We start from the raw sequence: 15426 nt of genomic DNA, 5'->3' as shown, positions 1-15426 counted from the left end.
TTCGGCAGGTGGAGCGCGATCAGAACAGCGCGAACAGGGCATCCTCATTGGGCGCGGATGCCGCTTCGATGGGGTAGCCGGCCTTGACCAGAGGTCCGCCCACCTGCTCGGACAGGCAGAATTCGCGCACCCCGGCGAGTTGGCGGGTGAGCCCCGCCGCCGTCACGCAGGCGAGGAGCGTCTTCACCGTGCGCTGCGAGAAATGCAGCGCGGCGTTGATGTGCCCGGCCGCGAGGGCAGCGCGGGCCTCCTCCGACAGCGCATCCGCCGGCTCGGCGGCATAGATGATGGTGAGCACCAGATCGAGACCCGGCGCCTTCAGCAGCTCGGCGAGGTCCGCCGCCCGGTCCTCGCCCGCCGGATTAAGCACCCGCGCGCCCTTGGGCAGCGCTTCGGCCAGGCGGCCGGCAAGGGCGTCGGCATCGCCCGCGCAATCGGTGACATGGGTGAACCCTGCGGCCCGCGCCGCCTTGGCGGTGCGGGTGCCCACCGCAAAGGCCGGCAGATGGAACAGCTCTCGCCCCTGCGGATGGGCGGCAAACGCCGTCACGCCATTGATGGAGGTGAAGGCCACCGCATCGAACGGCCCGGTGGGCAGGGGCGCCGTGGTGGCCGCGATGCGCAGCATGGGATCCACCGTGACCGCGTGGCCGAGCTTGCGCAGGCGTTCCGCCGTCTGGGTGGCGGCGGGTTCCGGGCGGGTAATCAGGAAATGCATGATGATCGTGTCCCGTTCGCGCGCAGGCCCGGTTTGCTCACAGACCCAAGGCCCTGGCCGGCGCGCTGTCCCGCAGCCGCCCTCCGCAGCGGGCGCCCAGGGCGGCGGCCTCCGCGATCGGCGCGCTGTCCTCGGTCTCGGCGGCGTCGGAGCCGTCGAGGGCGAGCACCAGCCCCGCGAGCCGCACCAGATCTCCCTCCACAGTGGCAAGCCCGGCGATGGGGGTGCGGCAGGAGCCGTCGAGGGCAGCGAGAAACGCCCGCTCGGCCGCAAGCGCGATGCCGGTGTCGCGGCAGGCGATGGCCGCGATGGCGGCATTGGTCGCGGCATCCGCCACCCGGCATTCGATGGCCACCGCCCCCTGACCCACGGCCGGCAGGAAGCTGCGGGTCTCCAGCACCGCGTTGGCCTCGTGGGCGAGGCCGAGGCGGGAGAGGCCGGCGAACGCGAGCAGGGTGGCGTCGAAATCCCCCTCGCGCACGCGGGCAAGGCGGGTGTGCACATTGCCGCGCAGCAGCTCCACCTTCAGATCCGGGCGCAGGCGCTTCATCTGTGCCGCGCGGCGCAGCGAGGCGGTGCCCACCTTCGCGCCCGCCGGCAGGTCATCAAGACCCGCGCCGCGCTTCAGGATGAGGGCGTCGCGCACGTCGGCGCGCGGCAGGTAGCCGGAAAGGTGCAGGCCTTCCGGCAGCACGGTGGCCACATCCTTGGCCGAATGCACGGCGAGGTCGATGCGCCCCTCCAGCAGGGCGTCCTCGATTTCCTTGGTGAAAAGGCCCTTGCCGCCGGCTTCCGAAAGGGCGCGATCCTGGATCGTGTCGCCGGTGGTGCGGATGATCTCGATGGCGATCCCCTCCGCCGGACGGCCAAGGGCGGCGGCCAGCGCCGCCTGGACCGCATGGGCCTGCCAGAGGGCCAGCGGGCTACCGCGCGTGCCGATGCGCAGGCGCGGCGCGACGGCTTTTGACGCGGATGCGGGGGACGGGCTTGTTTGGATGTTCGTGTCTGCGCTCATGGGCGCGTACAATGCTCGCAGGAATCAAATCGGGGTAGAGCGGCGTTCCGGCGCAGCGCGGAAAGCGGGGGCAATTTGGCGGATCTTCTCGTTCTCGGCATCGAGACCACCTGCGACGAGACCTCCGCGGCGGTGGTCGCCCGCTCGTCGTCGGGCGCCAGCGACATCCGCTCCAACGTGATCCGTTCGCAGATTGCCATTCATTCGCCCTATGGCGGCGTGGTGCCGGAGATCGCCGCGCGCGCCCATGTGGAAATCCTCGACCATGTCATCGCCGAGGCGATGCGGCAGGCGAATTTGTCCTTCTCCGAGCTGTCCGGCATCGCGGCGGCGGCGGGGCCGGGCCTCATCGGCGGGGTCATCGTCGGGCTCACCACCGCCAAGGCGATCGCCCTTGCCGCCCGCAAGCCGCTGGTGGCGGTGAATCACCTGGAGGCCCACGCCCTTACCGCCCGCCTCACCGATGGGGTGGCGTTCCCCTATCTGCTGCTGCTGGTCTCCGGCGGCCACACCCAATTGCTGGCGGTGGAGGATGTGGGCCGCTACACGCGGCTTGGCACCACCCTTGACGACGCCGTGGGCGAAGCCTTCGACAAGGTCGCGAAGATGCTGAGCCTGCCCTATCCGGGCGGCCCCCAGGTGGAGGCCCAGGCGGCCCAGGGCCATGCTGATCGCTTCGCCTTTCCCCGCCCCATGCTGGGCCGGCGCGAGCCGGACTTCTCGCTGTCGGGCCTCAAGACCGCCGTGCGGCTGGAGGCGGAAAAGCTCGCCCCCCTCACCGACGAAGACGTGGCCGACCTGTGCGCGAGCTTTCAGGCGGCGGTGGTGGAGGTGATCGTGGACCGGGTGAAAGCGGGCGCGCGGGCCTTCCGCGACCGGCTGGGGCGCGGCCCCACCGCGCTGGTGGTGGCCGGCGGAGTGGCCGCCAACGGCGCCATTCGCGCGGCCCTCGCCCGTCAGGCGGCGGAGCTCAACACCCGCTTCGCTCTGCCCGCCCCCGACCTGTGCACCGACAACGGCGCCATGATCGCCTGGGCCGGGGCCGAGCGGCTCTCGCGCGGCCTGCATGATTCGCTGGAGGTGAGCCCCCGCGCCCGCTGGCCGCTCGATCCCGTTGCGGCGGCCTCGCCCCACGCACGGGCCTGATCGTGCCGGCATTCGACACCATCGGCATCGTGGGTGCCGGCGCCTGGGGCACGGCGCTCGCCAATGCCGCCGCCCGCGCCGGACGGCAGGTGTGCCTCTACACGCGCGACGCCCAGGCGGCGGCGGCCATGGCGGCGCAGCGGGAGAATCGCCATGCCTTGCCGGGCATCGCCCTCGATCCCCGCGTGACCCCCACCGCCGATCTTGCCCAGGCGGCGGCCTGCGACGCGCTGCTGTTGGTGGTGCCGGCGCAGGCGTGCCGCGCCGTGGCGCAGGACCTCGCCCCCCTGATCGCGCCCGGCACGCCGGTGGTGTCCTGCGCCAAGGGCATCGAGCGCGGCAGCCGGGCCTTCATCACCGAGGTCATCGCCGAAGCGGCGCCGACGGCGGTGCCGGCCGTGCTGTCCGGGCCCAGCTTCGCCAGCGACGTGGCGGCGGGCCTGCCCACCGCCGTCACCCTGGCGAGCAGCGAAGCCGCCCTTGCCTCCGCTTTGTGCGATGCCCTCGGCTCGTCCACCCTGCGGCTTTATTTTTCCACCGACGTGCGCGGGGTGGAGATCGGCGGCGCCACCAAGAACGTGCTGGCCATCGCCGCCGGTATCGTGGCGGGGCGCAAGCTCGGGGCGAGCGCGGGCGCGGCGCTGGTGGCGCGCGGCTTCGCCGAGCTGACACGCTTCGCCAAGGCCTATGGTGGGCGGGCGGAAACCATGACCGGCCTGTCCGGCCTCGGCGACCTGATCCTCACCACCTCCGGCCCGCAATCGCGCAATTTCGCCTTCGGCGCGGCGCTTGGCTCCGGGGCGGCGACGCCCGACAAGCTGGCGGAAGGTGCCTTTACCGCCGGCGTGCTGGTGGAGATGGCGCGGGCCCGGGATGTGGACATGCCGGTGAGCGCGGCCGTGGATGCGGTGCTCCAGCATCGCCTGACGGTCGAAGGTGCCATCGAGGCCCTGATGGCCCGTCCGCAGAAGGCGGAACGCTGAGGCCAGCGTCGCCGCGCCAGCAGACCGCGCCGAATGCGGCGGGGCGACCGGCTTCCACCAACGCGAGCGCGGCCCGGCATCCCCTTGCGTAATGCGCATGTCACCTTCCGCCGCTACATGGGCGGGATTGCCTGCGGCCAACCTGGGAGGTCCGCCATGGCCATCCGCAGAGCCCCCAATGGCGCAGCGGCCGACGCGCCTTTCGTTCCCAGCGCCCGCTTCAAGGCGGCGGCGGACGACCAGCCAGCGAGCCCACCCGGCGCCACCTTCGGCGACGTTCTGGCGGAGCGGCTCGGCCGCCGCGACCTTATCAGGGGGCTCCTGGGCGTCGCCGCGCTCGGCGCGGGGCTTTCCTCCCTCGCAACGGCTGTGGGCACCACGGCCGCGCGCGCGGCCGACGCGGACGACACGGCCGTCGATCGCTTTCCGTTCGCAGAACTGACCGCGCCGGCCGATGCCACCATCCATGTGGCGGAAGGGCACGATGCACAGGTGCTGGTGCGCTGGGGCGACCCGGTCCTGCCCGACGCCCCGGCCTTCGACCCGCATGCGCAGAGCCCGGAGGCGCAAGCCCGGCAATTCGGCTACAACAACGACTTCATCGGCGTCATTCCGCTGCCTGAACACGATCCGGCGCGCCGGGCCCTGCTGGTGGTCAATCACGAATATACCAATGAGGAGCTGATGTTCCCCGGCATCGGCGCGCAGACGGCGAAGACCGGGTTTCCCGACATGACCCGCGCGCGGGTGGACATCGAGATGGCGGCCCACGGCGGTTCGGTGTTGGAGATCGCCCGGATGGACGGACGCTGGCAAGTGGTGGCGGGCTCGCCCCATGCGCGGCGCATCACCGCCGAAACCCCGATGGCGCTCACCGGCCCGGCCGCCGGCTCCCGCTGGCTTGTCACCTCGGCCGATCCGCACGGGCGAACCGTCAAGGGCATGCTGAACAATTGTTCCGGCGGCGTGACGCCCTGGGGCACATGGCTGTCGTGTGAGGAGAACATTAATTCCTATTTCTCCGGCACCCGCGACGGCCTGGCGGACGCGGAGGCGCTGAAGCGCTACGCGATCCCCGGCAATGCCACCGCCTGGGCACGCTACCACGACCGCTTCGACCTCCAGAAAGAGCCCAACGAACCCAACCGCTTCGGCTGGGTGGTGGAGATCGACCCCCTTGATCCTTCCGCGCCGCCCAAGAAGCGCACGGCCCTCGGCCGCATGAAGCATGAGGGCGCCGCCGGCCTCACCAATGGCGATGGCCGCTATGTGGTCTATCTCGGCGACGACCAGAAGATGGAGCATGTTTACCGCTTCGTCTCCCGTGCCAAGGTGGACCCCTCCGACCGCGCCGCCAATCGCGACCTGCTGGACGCAGGCACGCTCTCGGTGGCAGTGTTCCATGGCGACGGCAGTGGCGAATGGCGTGACCTGGTGTTCGGGCAAGGCCCGCTCACCCCGGCCAACGGCTTTGCCGATCAGGCTCAGGTGCTGGTGCATGCGCGCCTCGCCGCCACCCATCTGGGCGCCACCCGCATGGACCGCCCCGAGGATGTGGAGGCAAACCCCAAGACCAACAAGGTCTATGTGATGCTCACCGCCAACGACACGCGGACCGAGATGGAGGTGGAGCCGGCCAATCCGCGGGCGAAGAACATCCATGGGCATATTCTGGAGATCACGCCCGCCGGCGGCGACCATGCCGCCCGCGCCTTCACCTGGGATGTCCTGGTGCGCTGCGGCGATCCCGCCAAGGCCGAGGGCGGGGCGGTCTTCTCCCCGGCCACCACGGCGTTCGGCTGGTTCGGCAATCCCGACAATTGCGCGGTGGACCACCAGGGCCGGCTGTGGATCGCCACCGATGGCAACACCCCGCGCGCCACCGACCGCACCGATGGCCTGTTCGCCCTGGAAACCGAGGGTCCGGCGCGCGGCACCGCCAAGCGTCTGGTCTCGGTGCCGATCGGAGCTGAATTGTGCGGCCCGTTCTTCACCGCCGACGACACCACCTTGTTCGTTGCCGTGCAGCATCCCGGCGAGAGCCAGGATGGCCGCGTCTCCAGCTTCGACGCCCCCTCCACCCGCTGGCCCGATTTCGCCCCCGACATGCCGCCGCGCCCCTCGGTCGTGGCCATCACCCGCAAGGGCGGAGGACCGGTGGGCAGCTAGGGCAATAGCGGCAAAAACGCGACGCGGTTTTGCGTCCGGAATTTCCGAAAAAACAAATAGTTAGAGCATTTCCAGAGAACCTGGGTTCGCCGGAAATGACCTAGGCGCTGTCGCGCGACGCCTCAGGTCTCGCCAGGAAACCGAGTGGCGGCCCGATCGCCGGGAGCGATTGGCGCCGGCCAAGGCGGACGGATGTGCGCCGGCCGACGGCGTTGAATCGTCCGCGCCGGGGCTATGCGTCGCTGCGGTCGGCCCCATCGTCCCCGACTGGTGCCACGAGCCGCAACGGGCGGGCGCGGATCTGGCGGCTTTGGGCCCAATGGACCAGGGCGTCTTCGGCGCCGTGGGTGACCCACAGCTCCTCGCAGCCGGTGGCGCGGATGGAGGCGGTGAGGCCGTCCCAATCGGCGTGGTCGGACACCACCAGCGGCAGTTCGACGCCGCGTTGGCGGGCCCGCGCGCGCACCCGCATCCAGCCGGAGGCAAAGCAGGTGATGGGATCGGCGAAGCCCCGCGCCCACAGATCCGTCATGGCCATGGGCGGCGCGATGACGATGGCCCCGGGCAGCGCCTTCCGGTGCGTGTCGGCCACCGGCTCCAGGAGGCCGAAATCCAGGCCCCGGCTCGCGTAATAATCGGTGATGGGGGCCAACGCCCCATGCAGATGGAGCGCCGCCGCATATCCCCTCTGGCGGATCAGCGCCATCAGCCGCTGCGCCTTGCCGAGCGAATAGGCGCCCAGAAGATGGGTGCGCTCCGGAAACAAGGCGACGGAGGCCAGAAGCTTGTCCACCTCCGCCGCCGCATCGGGATGGCGGAACACCGGCAGGCCGAAGGTGGCCTCCGAGACGAACACATGGCACCGCACCGGCTCGAAGGGGGTACAGGTGGGGTCCGGCACATCCTTGTAATCACCGGACACCACGATCACGAGGCCGTCTTTCTCCAGCCGCACCTGGGCCGAGCCCAGCACATGACCGGCCGGGTGGAGGCTGACGGTGACCCCGCCGATCTCCACCGGTGTGCCATAGTCGAGGGCCTCCTGCGCCGCGGCGAAATTGGGGCCCAGCCGCAGCGCCATCAGGTCGAGCGTCTCGCGGGTGGCGAGCACCCGGCCATGGCCGGCGCGGGCGTGGTCGGAATGGCCATGGGTGATGACGGCGCGCGGCACCACCCGCACCGGGTCCACATGGAAGTCCCCGGCGGGGCAATACAGGCCCTTCGGGGAGGGGCAGAGCAGGTCTTCGGGGCGCACGGCTGGTCTCGCGGGGGAGGCTTATATATGGGAAGCGCAACTGAACGTGCGAGGTCCCGTGGCCGCTCTTCCCCATTCCGCCAGTTCGGGCGATCCCGCCCTCGATCGCCGCCTCGATTGGGCCCGCGCCCTGTGCGACGAAGGCGATTGGCCGGCAGCCGCCGACCTGCTCGCCGACACGGTGGCCGCCGCGCCCGGCTTCGCCGCCGCGTGGTTCCTGCTGGGCGAGGCCCGTCAAGCCGCCGGCGATGCGGCGGGCGCGGCGGAAGCGTTCGCCACGGCCCGCGCCTGCGATGCCGACGACACCCTCGGCGCCGGTCTGCGGCTGGCACGCCTGGGGCAGGCGCCGGCGGAAGGGGCCATGTCGGCCGCCTACGTGCGCACCCTGTTCGATCAATATGCCGACCGCTTCGACAGCGCGCTGCGGGACAAGCTTGCCTATCGCGGACCCGAGCTGCTGCTCGCGGCGCTGGTGCGGGTGGCGGGCGAAGGCCGGCGCTTCCGCCATGGGCTGGACCTTGGCTGCGGAACCGGCCTCGCCGCTCCCCTGATCGCGCCGCGCGTGGAGGTGCTCGACGGCGTCGACCTCTCCCCCGCCATGCTGGCAAAGGCGGAGACGCTGGGGCTCTACGGCCGGCTCGACGCCGCCGACATGGGCGATGCCCTGGCCGCCGCGCCGCGGGCGGGCCTCGACCTGATCGTGGCGGCCGATGCCCTGTGCTATCTCGCCGACCTTCAGCCCCTGTTTGCGGCGGCGGCGCGCGCGCTGGCGCCGGGCGGCCTCTTCGCCTTTACCGTGGAGACTCACGAAGGGGTCGGCGTGCTGCTGCGGGAGACGCTGCGCTATGCCCATGCCGCCGCCACCGTGCGCGCGGCGGCGAACGCCGCCGGACTCGACGTGCGGCGGCTGGAAGAGGCTTCCACCCGCACCGAAAAGGGGGTGCCGGTGCCCGGCCTCGTGGGCGTGCTCGAACGGCCCTGAGGGGGGCGGACCGGTATTCCGAAACCGGAATCCACCGCGCCAGAAAAGGCCCTAAAGTCGTGCGGCCCGCTCGCCCGCACTGACCGGCAGGCAAAACGGCTCGCCCTCGAACGCATCCCGTCCACGCCCGATGGTGGAGATGGCCGCCACCATCCGCCCCTGACGGCCCAACGCCGCGTCGGCCAGGGCCACGATGCGCGGATTGGGCGTGGCGGTGGGCGAGGCGCGGCGCAGGCGCCGTGCGAGTTCCACCTCGTTCTCGTCGGGCAGCAGCGCGCACAACGCGGCATAGGCCGCCGCCGTGGACCGCGAGATGCCGGCGAAGCAGTGGATCACCAAGGGCGTCTGGCGTGGCCATCCATGCACGAAGTCGAACAATTCGTGCATGTGGTGCTCGGCGGGGACCACCATGCCCGCCATCTCCTCGACGATGTCGTTGAGGCCGAGAAACAGGTGGTTGGTGGGGTCCACATTGCTCGGGCGGGTGAATACGGTGTCGCCATTGATGAGCGAGATCACATGGCGCGCGCCGGTCGCCGCCACGGTCTCGTGCAGTTTGGCCAGGGAGCATACATGGATCATGTTTCAAGCTCCTCGAAGCGTTGCAGGAATCGCCGCTTGGCGATGTCCGCCTCCCAAGGAGTGAGATAATCGCTTTCCTCTAGGTCGTCGAGGCGCACCGGACGCCCGAAGAAGCGGCGGGCCTCCGCCTCGGAGAAGCCGGCAAGACGGGTCGCCTCCAGGAAAGCGGAGGCGCGATCGGCCGCCTTGACGATCTTTACCAGCGCGGCGGGCCAAGCGGTGGGCAGGGAAAAGCGCAGGGAGATGGCCGCCAGCAGCCGCGCCTCCACTCCCTTGTAGTCGCCGCCCAGAACCGCCTTGAAGGGCGAGATCATGTCCCCGATCACATATTCGGGAGCGTCGTGCAGCAGCACGCACCGGCGCGAGCGCGCATCAAGATCGGGGTGGGCTTCCTGCGCGAGGCGCTCCGTCAGCAACGAATGCTGGGCCACCGAAAAGATGTGGGCGCCATGGGTCTGCCCATTCCAGCGCGCTACCCGCGCGAGACCATGGGCGATGTCCTCGATCTCCACGTCGAGGGGCGAGGGGTCGAGCAGGTCCAGCCGCCGCCCGGAGAGCATCCGCTGCCATGCCCTGGGCGGAGCGGGCGCGCGGGTCCGGGTGGGGTGGGACGAGGCGCCGGAAGGCCCGGCATCAGGTGCCGGAGAAGAAGATCGGGGGGTCACGAATCGCACGCTCCGTTATCCGCGGGCGGTCATAGCCTATCGTGGTGAAGGGGAGGCTGTCGCACGCTGAAGGGCTGCCTCCCGCCGGGGGCGGATCGAAACCGGCGGGACGGCGGTCGAAGAGCGCGGCCGATGGTCTAGGATACCCCGGCGACCACCCGCCGCACAGGAGATCGCTTGCCAGGAGAACGCGTCATGTCGGCACCATCGGCAACCGCCCCCGATGTCATCCGCCCCATCCTCGCGGCGAGCGCCGCCGTGTTTCGCGGGCCGCTGGTGCTGCTGGCCCGCCGTGGCACCGCCCCCGGCACGCCCGGCGCCGGCCTCTGGAGCCTGCCCGGCGGGCGGGTCGAACCCGGTGAGACCCTGGCCGATGCCGCCCGGCGCGAAGTGCGGGAGGAAGTGGGGGTGGACGCGGATCTGGTCGCGGTGGCGGCGGCGCGGGACATCATCCGCCGCGATGTTGAGGGGCGGTTGACGGCCCATTTCGTGGTGATCGCGTATGCCGCCCGCTGGCGCTCGGGCGAGCCTCGCACCAGCGACGAGGCCCCGGAGGTGGGTTGGTTCCACCCGGCGGATGTCGCCCGCCTTGCGGGCACGCAGGGGCTCGCCGAAGTGGTCGCGGCGGCGGCGAAGATCCTCGGCCGGACGGACCTTTCGGGATCCTCTGTCGCGATTTGAGAGGGCGCCATCCGGCCACGGCGTGCAGGCCCGAGCGGACGCCCCGCGCGCACGAACCAAAAACCACAGATCTCCACAAAATGGCACGTTTATTGTTTATAGTCAGAGAGAATCCCAACGAGGAGCAGCCGCATGGCTTTCGTCCACCGCATCGGCGCCCGGTCCCATGCCTTCGCAGACCTGAAGGACCTGATGGCCAAGGCGACGCCGCCCCGCTCCGGGGACATGCTCGCCGGCATCGCCGCCGCCTCCGCCGAGGAGAATGTGGCCGCCAAGATGTGTCTTGCGGAGGTGCCGCTGAAGACGTTCCTCAGCGAAGCGCTGGTGCCCTATGAACAGGACGAGGTGACCCGCCTGATCCTCGACGGGCATGACCCGGTGGCCTTCGCCCCGGTCTCTGCCCTCACAATAGGCGATTTTCGCGACTTTCTGCTCTCCGAACAGGCAACGCCCGAGGTGCTGGCCGGGCTTGCCAAGGGCCTCACGCCGGAAATGGTGGCGGCCGTCTCCAAACTCATGCGCAACCAGGACCTCATCCTGGTGGCCAAGAAGTGCCGGGTGGTGACCCGTTTCCGCAACACCATCGGCCTTCCCGGCACCACGGCGGTGCGGCTCCAGCCCAACCACCCGACCGACGATGCCGCCGGCGTCTCCTCCACCATCCTCGACGGCCTGCTCTATGGCTGCGGCGACGCGGTGATCGGCATCAATCCCGCGTCCGACAGCTTGCCCGTCATCGACCGCCTGCTGCGGCTGATGGACGAGGTGATCCGCCGGTTCGACATCCCCACCCAGAGCTGTGTGCTGACCCATGTCACCAGCTCCATCGCGCTGATGAACCGGGGTGCGCCGGTGGATCTGGTGTTCCAGTCCATCGCGGGCACCGAGGGGGCGAACCGCTCGTTCGGCGTGGATCTCAATGTGCTCCAGGAAGGCTACGATGCCGCCCGCGCCCTGAACCGGGGCACGGTGGGGCAGAACGCCATGTATTTCGAGACCGGCCAGGGCTCGGCCCTCTCCGCCGGCGCCCACCACGGGGTCGATCAGCAGACGCTGGAAGCGCGCGCCTATGCGGTGGCGCGCAAATACGAGCCGTTGCTCGTCAATACCGTGGTCGGCTTCATCGGCCCCGAATATCTTTATGATGGCAAGCAGATCATCCGCGCCGGTCTGGAGGATCATTTCTGCGGCAAGCTGCTCGGCGTGCCGCTCGGCGTGGATGTCTGCTACACCAACCATGCCGAGGCCGACCAGGACGACATGGATACCCTGCTCACCCTCCTGGGGGCGGCAGGCGTCACTTACATCATGGGCATTCCCGGCGCCGACGACGTGATGCTGAACTATCAGTCCACCTCGTTCCACGACGCCCTCTACATCCGCGAGGTGCTGGGCCTGAAGCGGGCGCCCGAGTTCGAGGCGTGGCTGGAGCGCATGGGCATCACCGATCCATCGGGCAGGCTGCTGCCGGCCAGCGGCGCCCATCCCCTTCTCGGTTTCGTGCGGGAGCAGGCGGCATGATCGACCGCGATCCCTGGCAGAGTTTCGCCCGCTATACCCCGGCGCGCATCGCCCTTGGCCGCACCGGCGCCAGCCTGCCCACGGCGGAAGTGCTGCGCTTCTCCCTTGCCCACGCCCAGGCGCGCGACGCCGTGCATATGCCGTTCGACGCCGCGACCGTGGAGGGCGAGATCCGCGCCCTCGGCTTCGACACCCTCCGGGTCGAGAGCGCGGCGCCCGCGCGCGATGTCTATCTGCGCCGCCCCGATCTCGGCCGCCGGCTGAGCGACGAGAGCCGGGCCAGGCTCTCGGCCCGAGACGCCGCGCCGGTGGACCTTGCGCTGGTGGTGGCGGACGGGCTGTCCGCCGCCGCCATCCATGCCCAGACCGCGCCCTTCCTCGCCGCCCTCAAGCCCTGGATCGAAAAGGAGGGTTGGAGCGTCGCGCCGGTGGCGCTGGCCGCCCAGGCCCGCGTCGCGCTGGGCGATGAGGTGGGCGAACGCCTCAAGGCGCGCGCGCTGGTGGTGCTGGTGGGCGAGCGGCCGGGCTTGTCCTCCCCCGACAGCCTCGGGCTCTACCTGACGCTGAACCCGCACGTCGGCCGCTCGGACGCGGAACGCAACTGCATCTCCAACGTGCGCGCCGAGGGGCTGAGCCATCCGCTCGCCGCCTTCAAGCTCGCCTGGCACATCCGCGAGGCGCTGCGGCTCGGCCTCACCGGCGTCGGGCTGAAGGACGAAAGCGACCTGCTGCTGATCGACGGCAGCCCGCCCGCGGCTCTTCCTGACCTAACGTAATTGTCTGAAAAGGCACAGAATTTGCCTTACGTCAGGCGGGCATGGACCAGCATCGGCCGCATGCCGGCAAGCAGCACGAGGGTGTCATGGCTGAGGTCAAGACGACTGACGGCAAAGGGAAGGGTGTGACCTACACCACCGTTGATGTCACCTATTTCGAGCAGCGGGCGCTGAAGCGCCATGCGCGGGTGTGGTCGCTGTGGGCGCTGGGTGTGGGGGCGGTGATTTCCGGCCATTTCTCGGGCTGGAACCTCGGCATCGCCTCGGGCGGCTGGGGCGGCATGTTCATCGCGGCCGTCATCATCGCCATCATGTATCTCGGCCTCACCTTCTCCATCGCCGAGATGTCGCCAGCGCTGCCGCACACCGGCGCGGCCTATTCCTTCGCCCGCACCACCATGGGGCCATGGGGCGGCTTCGTCACCGGCCTGTGCGAGAATGTGGAATATGTCATCACCCCGGCGGTGGTGGTGTCCTTCATCGGCTCCTACATGGGCTCCATCTTCGGCACCCCGCCGGCATTTCAGCCGGTCTACTGGATCTTCGGCTACATCATCTTCGTCGGGCTCAACGTGGTGGGGGTGGAACTGTCGTTCCGGGTGACGCTGGTGGTGACGCTGGCGGCGCTCGCCTGTCTCGTCGCGTTCTGGGTCAGCGCGCTGCCGGTGGCCGATTTTTCGCGGTGGGCGCTGAATATCGGGGTCGGCCCGGACGGCACGGCGGTGGAACTGCCCAACGGCGGCGGCCCGTTCCTGCCGTTCGGCCTCGGCGGCGCGTTCGCGGCACTGCCGTTCGCGGTGTGGCTGTTCCTTGCCATCGAGCAACTGCCGCTGGCGGCGGAGGAATCGGTGGACCCCAAGACCGACATGCCCAAGGGTATCATGCTGGGCATGGCGACGCTCATCGTCTCCGCCTTCATGATCCTGTGGCTGAACTCCTCAGTGGCGAACGGGTCGTTCGGCCTGTCCACCTCGCTGGAACCGCTGCTGGACGGCTTCAAGGCCATCTACGGCACCGGGCTCGCCAAGCTGCTGGCCGGCGTGGCGGTGATCGGCCTCATCGCCTCCTTCCACACCATCATCTATGCGCAAGGCCGGCAGATCTATTCCCTGTCGCGGGCCGGCTACTTCCCGCGTGGCCTGTCCGTCACCCACGGCGGGCGCAAGACGCCGCATGTGGCCATGGTGGCCGGGGCGCTGGTGGGTCTCCTCATCATGCTGGTGATCTGGTTCGCCCTGGGGGCGGATGCGGGCGCGGCGGCCATCGGCGGCACGCTGCTGAACATGGCGGTGTTCGGCGCCATGCTGTCCTACGTCATGCAGGCCATCTCCTTCATCCTGCTGCGCAAGAACATGGGCCACATCGAGCGGCCCTATAAGAGCCCGTTCGGCATTCCCGGAGCGGTCGCCACCATCATCATCGCCCTGGTGACCATCTATTACCAGCTCTCGGACCCGATCTACCGCTCGGGTGTGATCGGGGTCGCCATCTGGTTCGCGGTGGGCATCGCCTATTTCGCGGCCTATGGCCGGCACAAATTGGTGCTGTCCCCGGAAGAGGAGTTCGCGCTCTCCAAGGGCACCAGCGATTACAAGAGCTACTGACCGCAAACCGGCCCCGGGGATCCGGGGCCGGTCCACTCCGGACGCTCCAGCCCTTAGGCCGCCTCGACGGACACCACGCGGAAGGTGTGCATCTCGTCATCATCCCGAACGGAGATGTATTCGCCCACCTCGAACTTTTCATCACCGAAGCGGTAGCCCGCCTCATCGTCATCGGTGCCGGTGACATCGTAGCGGAACGCCCAGCTGCCGCCGGGGCGGCGCACCAGGTGACCCACCTCGTCGGGCTGATCGGGCCGGAACCGCACCACCCGGCAGTGCTCGCGGTGCTTGGCCCACAGCTCGGGATCGATCTTCCCATCGGCGGCGAGCGGCGCCACGAACGTGTAGCCGAACGCGCGTGATCCCTCGGGGAAGGCCTTTTCGCGGGCCAGCTCCATGCGGATCTCGTGCAGTCCATGTGGACGCTGCGTCATCGTGTCCTCCCGGCAACCCCAAGCTGCGGAGGCGTTCCCCGCGCCTTGGTCATCCCATTGCGTCCCGCGGGTTCAACGCCCCCTGGGCGTCGGCGCCGCGCGGACGGCATCACTCTAGAAGATCGGCAACGATTCGCGAGCCGGTGCCCGCCCGGCACCGGCGCTTTCGCGCTTGCCCGCGAGGCATCGAGAGCGCAACCTGCGTAAACCAAGCATGCCTGTATCGCGCAGATGGCGAGACATCCTGGCGACGGCCGGGAACAAAGGCGCCGCGCCCACGTTTGATAAGGTGGCCATATGCACTTTCCCGCCACGAGGCGGGGGATGTCGCCCGCCAGGGAGCGGGGGATATTGTGATTGTACCTTTGACCTGCCGCAACGCACCAAGGATGGTCTTGTGCGATATTTCTTTTCGTCTCTCCAGTTGAAGGTTGGGGGTGCGGAGGGAATGTTCGCCAATAGAAGGAGAGAAGCCATGAGTGATTTCACCATCTTCCCTGGCCTGAATCGCAACTGGAACCTCGGAGCGTCGCCCATGGTGGATCCGACGTCTGCGTGGAAGAGCTATTTCTTCGAGTGCCCGGTGGCCGTGGCGTCTCATCTTCAGCGCTTCATGATGCGGCAGGCGCAGGACCAGATGCAGGTTTTCGCCGAATTGGCGCGGGATCCGAACCCGACCGCCGCCGTATCGCGGCAGGCGGCGTTCCTCCAGCAGTCGGCGCTCGCCTGGAACACGGAGGTGATGGAGCTGGCGGAACTGATGCAGAGCAAGCTGCTCGCGACGCCGGCTTCCACCACCACCCAGCAGGACAAAGCGCCCCTCGCCCGCGCGGCCTGACGCGCCAGCGCCTCCGTCCGGGACTCCCCGCCGGAGGTGCGAAGGTCGCCGAACCCT

General features: G+C 69.5%; 15 protein-coding genes. 9 read left to right on the top strand and 6 right to left on the bottom strand.

Features of this window, described 5'->3' with window-relative positions; genetic code table 11:
• Positions 1–19: 19 nt before the first annotated feature.
• Positions 20–718 carry a uroporphyrinogen-III synthase gene (locus tag HUW53_RS14800; RefSeq protein WP_237346534.1) on the bottom strand — a complete coding sequence of 233 codons (699 nt, stop codon included), beginning with the start codon at positions 716–718 and terminating at the stop codon, positions 20–22.
• A gap of 37 nt (positions 719–755) precedes the next feature.
• A complete protein-coding gene (gene hemC, locus HUW53_RS14795; RefSeq protein WP_237346533.1) occupies positions 756–1733 on the bottom strand; it encodes a hydroxymethylbilane synthase in 978 nt (325 codons plus the stop codon).
• Positions 1734–1808: 75 nt separating this feature from the next.
• Here hemC and tsaD point away from each other — a divergent pair, with 75 nt between their 5' ends.
• From tsaD to HUW53_RS14780, 3 genes are all read left to right on the top strand, one after another.
• Positions 1809–2879 carry a tRNA (adenosine(37)-N6)-threonylcarbamoyltransferase complex transferase subunit TsaD gene (tsaD, locus tag HUW53_RS14790; protein ID WP_237346532.1) on the top strand — a complete coding sequence of 357 codons (1071 nt, stop codon included), beginning with the start codon at positions 1809–1811 and terminating at the stop codon, positions 2877–2879.
• 2 nt (positions 2880–2881) lie between these two features.
• On the top strand, positions 2882–3862 hold the full coding sequence (locus tag HUW53_RS14785) for an NAD(P)H-dependent glycerol-3-phosphate dehydrogenase (RefSeq protein ID WP_237346531.1): 981 nt from the start codon (positions 2882–2884) through the stop codon (positions 3860–3862).
• Between the two features lie 156 nt (positions 3863–4018).
• Entirely contained in the window at positions 4019–6031 is a 2013-nt protein-coding gene (locus HUW53_RS14780) for a PhoX family protein (RefSeq protein ID WP_237346530.1), read from the top strand.
• A gap of 232 nt (positions 6032–6263) precedes the next feature.
• Here the strand turns inward: HUW53_RS14780 and HUW53_RS14775 are convergent, their stop codons facing one another.
• Positions 6264–7286: a ligase-associated DNA damage response exonuclease gene (locus HUW53_RS14775; RefSeq protein ID WP_237346529.1), complete on the bottom strand. Its 1023-nt coding sequence runs from the start codon at positions 7284–7286 to the stop codon at positions 6264–6266.
• Between the two features lie 58 nt (positions 7287–7344).
• Between HUW53_RS14775 and HUW53_RS14770 the strand changes: the two genes are divergently transcribed.
• On the top strand, positions 7345–8268 hold the full coding sequence (locus HUW53_RS14770; protein WP_237346528.1) for a class I SAM-dependent DNA methyltransferase: 924 nt from the start codon (positions 7345–7347) through the stop codon (positions 8266–8268).
• 51 nt (positions 8269–8319) lie between these two features.
• Here HUW53_RS14770 and HUW53_RS14765 read toward each other — a convergent pair whose 3' ends face one another.
• Positions 8320–8850 (bottom strand): tyrosine phosphatase family protein, encoded by a 531-nt coding sequence (locus HUW53_RS14765; protein ID WP_237346527.1) that lies wholly within the window; start codon positions 8848–8850, stop codon positions 8320–8322.
• Positions 8847–9410: an HD domain-containing protein gene (locus HUW53_RS14760; protein ID WP_237346582.1), complete on the bottom strand. Its 564-nt coding sequence runs from the start codon at positions 9408–9410 to the stop codon at positions 8847–8849. The genes HUW53_RS14765 and HUW53_RS14760 overlap by 4 nt, the downstream gene beginning before the upstream one ends.
• 300 nt (positions 9411–9710) lie before the next feature.
• Between HUW53_RS14760 and HUW53_RS14755 the strand changes: the two genes are divergently transcribed.
• From HUW53_RS14755 to HUW53_RS14740, 4 genes are all read left to right on the top strand, one after another.
• Positions 9711–10196 (top strand): NUDIX hydrolase, encoded by a 486-nt coding sequence (locus HUW53_RS14755; RefSeq protein WP_237346526.1) that lies wholly within the window; start codon positions 9711–9713, stop codon positions 10194–10196.
• A gap of 132 nt (positions 10197–10328) precedes the next feature.
• Positions 10329–11717 carry an ethanolamine ammonia-lyase subunit EutB gene (locus tag HUW53_RS14750; protein ID WP_237346525.1) on the top strand — a complete coding sequence of 463 codons (1389 nt, stop codon included), beginning with the start codon at positions 10329–10331 and terminating at the stop codon, positions 11715–11717.
• The gene (gene eutC / locus HUW53_RS14745; protein ID WP_237346524.1) at positions 11714–12493 is read left to right on the top strand and encodes an ethanolamine ammonia-lyase subunit EutC; all 780 of its coding nucleotides are present in this window, start codon (positions 11714–11716) and stop codon (positions 12491–12493) included. Before HUW53_RS14750 ends, eutC begins: the two co-directional genes overlap by 4 nt.
• An 86-nt stretch (positions 12494–12579) precedes the next feature.
• Positions 12580–14097: an amino acid permease gene (locus tag HUW53_RS14740; protein ID WP_237346523.1), complete on the top strand. Its 1518-nt coding sequence runs from the start codon at positions 12580–12582 to the stop codon at positions 14095–14097.
• Between the two features lie 53 nt (positions 14098–14150).
• Here HUW53_RS14740 and HUW53_RS14735 read toward each other — a convergent pair whose 3' ends face one another.
• A complete protein-coding gene (locus HUW53_RS14735) occupies positions 14151–14531 on the bottom strand; it encodes a hypothetical protein (RefSeq protein WP_237346522.1) in 381 nt (126 codons plus the stop codon).
• 475 nt (positions 14532–15006) lie between these two features.
• On the opposite strand from HUW53_RS14735, the gene HUW53_RS14730 reads away from it, so the two are divergent.
• Entirely contained in the window at positions 15007–15369 is a 363-nt protein-coding gene (locus HUW53_RS14730; RefSeq protein WP_237346521.1) for a hypothetical protein, read from the top strand.
• Positions 15370–15426: the final 57 nt, after the last annotated feature.

Origin of the sequence: Xanthobacter agilis, from assembly GCF_021730435.1 — a bacterium.
GTDB classification, from domain to species: Bacteria; Pseudomonadota; Alphaproteobacteria; order Rhizobiales; family Xanthobacteraceae; genus Xanthobacter; species Xanthobacter agilis.
The sequence above is the reverse complement of the archived record's forward strand: the minus strand, read 5'-3'. Positions and strand labels throughout refer to the sequence as shown.

Bases quoted from the DNA above. Each gene is read 5' to 3' on its own strand.
- HUW53_RS14765 (WP_237346527.1), bottom strand. From the start codon at position 8,850: ATGATCCATGTATGCTCCCTGGCCAAACTGCACGAGACCGTGGCGGCG.
- HUW53_RS14750 (WP_237346525.1), top strand. From the start codon at position 10,329: ATGGCTTTCGTCCACCGCATCGGCGCCCGGTCCCATGCCTTCGCAGAC.
- HUW53_RS14740 (WP_237346523.1), top strand. From the start codon at position 12,580: ATGGCTGAGGTCAAGACGACTGACGGCAAAGGGAAGGGTGTGACCTAC.
- HUW53_RS14800 (WP_237346534.1), bottom strand. From the start codon at position 718: ATGCATTTCCTGATTACCCGCCCGGAACCCGCCGCCACCCAGACGGCG.
- HUW53_RS14735 (WP_237346522.1), bottom strand. From the start codon at position 14,531: ATGACGCAGCGTCCACATGGACTGCACGAGATCCGCATGGAGCTGGCC.
- HUW53_RS14780 (WP_237346530.1), top strand. From the start codon at position 4,019: ATGGCCATCCGCAGAGCCCCCAATGGCGCAGCGGCCGACGCGCCTTTC.
- hemC (WP_237346533.1), bottom strand. From the start codon at position 1,733: ATGAGCGCAGACACGAACATCCAAACAAGCCCGTCCCCCGCATCCGCG.
- eutC (WP_237346524.1), top strand. From the start codon at position 11,714: ATGATCGACCGCGATCCCTGGCAGAGTTTCGCCCGCTATACCCCGGCG.
- HUW53_RS14755 (WP_237346526.1), top strand. From the start codon at position 9,711: ATGTCGGCACCATCGGCAACCGCCCCCGATGTCATCCGCCCCATCCTC.
- HUW53_RS14760 (WP_237346582.1), bottom strand. From the start codon at position 9,410: ATGCTCTCCGGGCGGCGGCTGGACCTGCTCGACCCCTCGCCCCTCGAC.
- HUW53_RS14730 (WP_237346521.1), top strand. From the start codon at position 15,007: ATGAGTGATTTCACCATCTTCCCTGGCCTGAATCGCAACTGGAACCTC.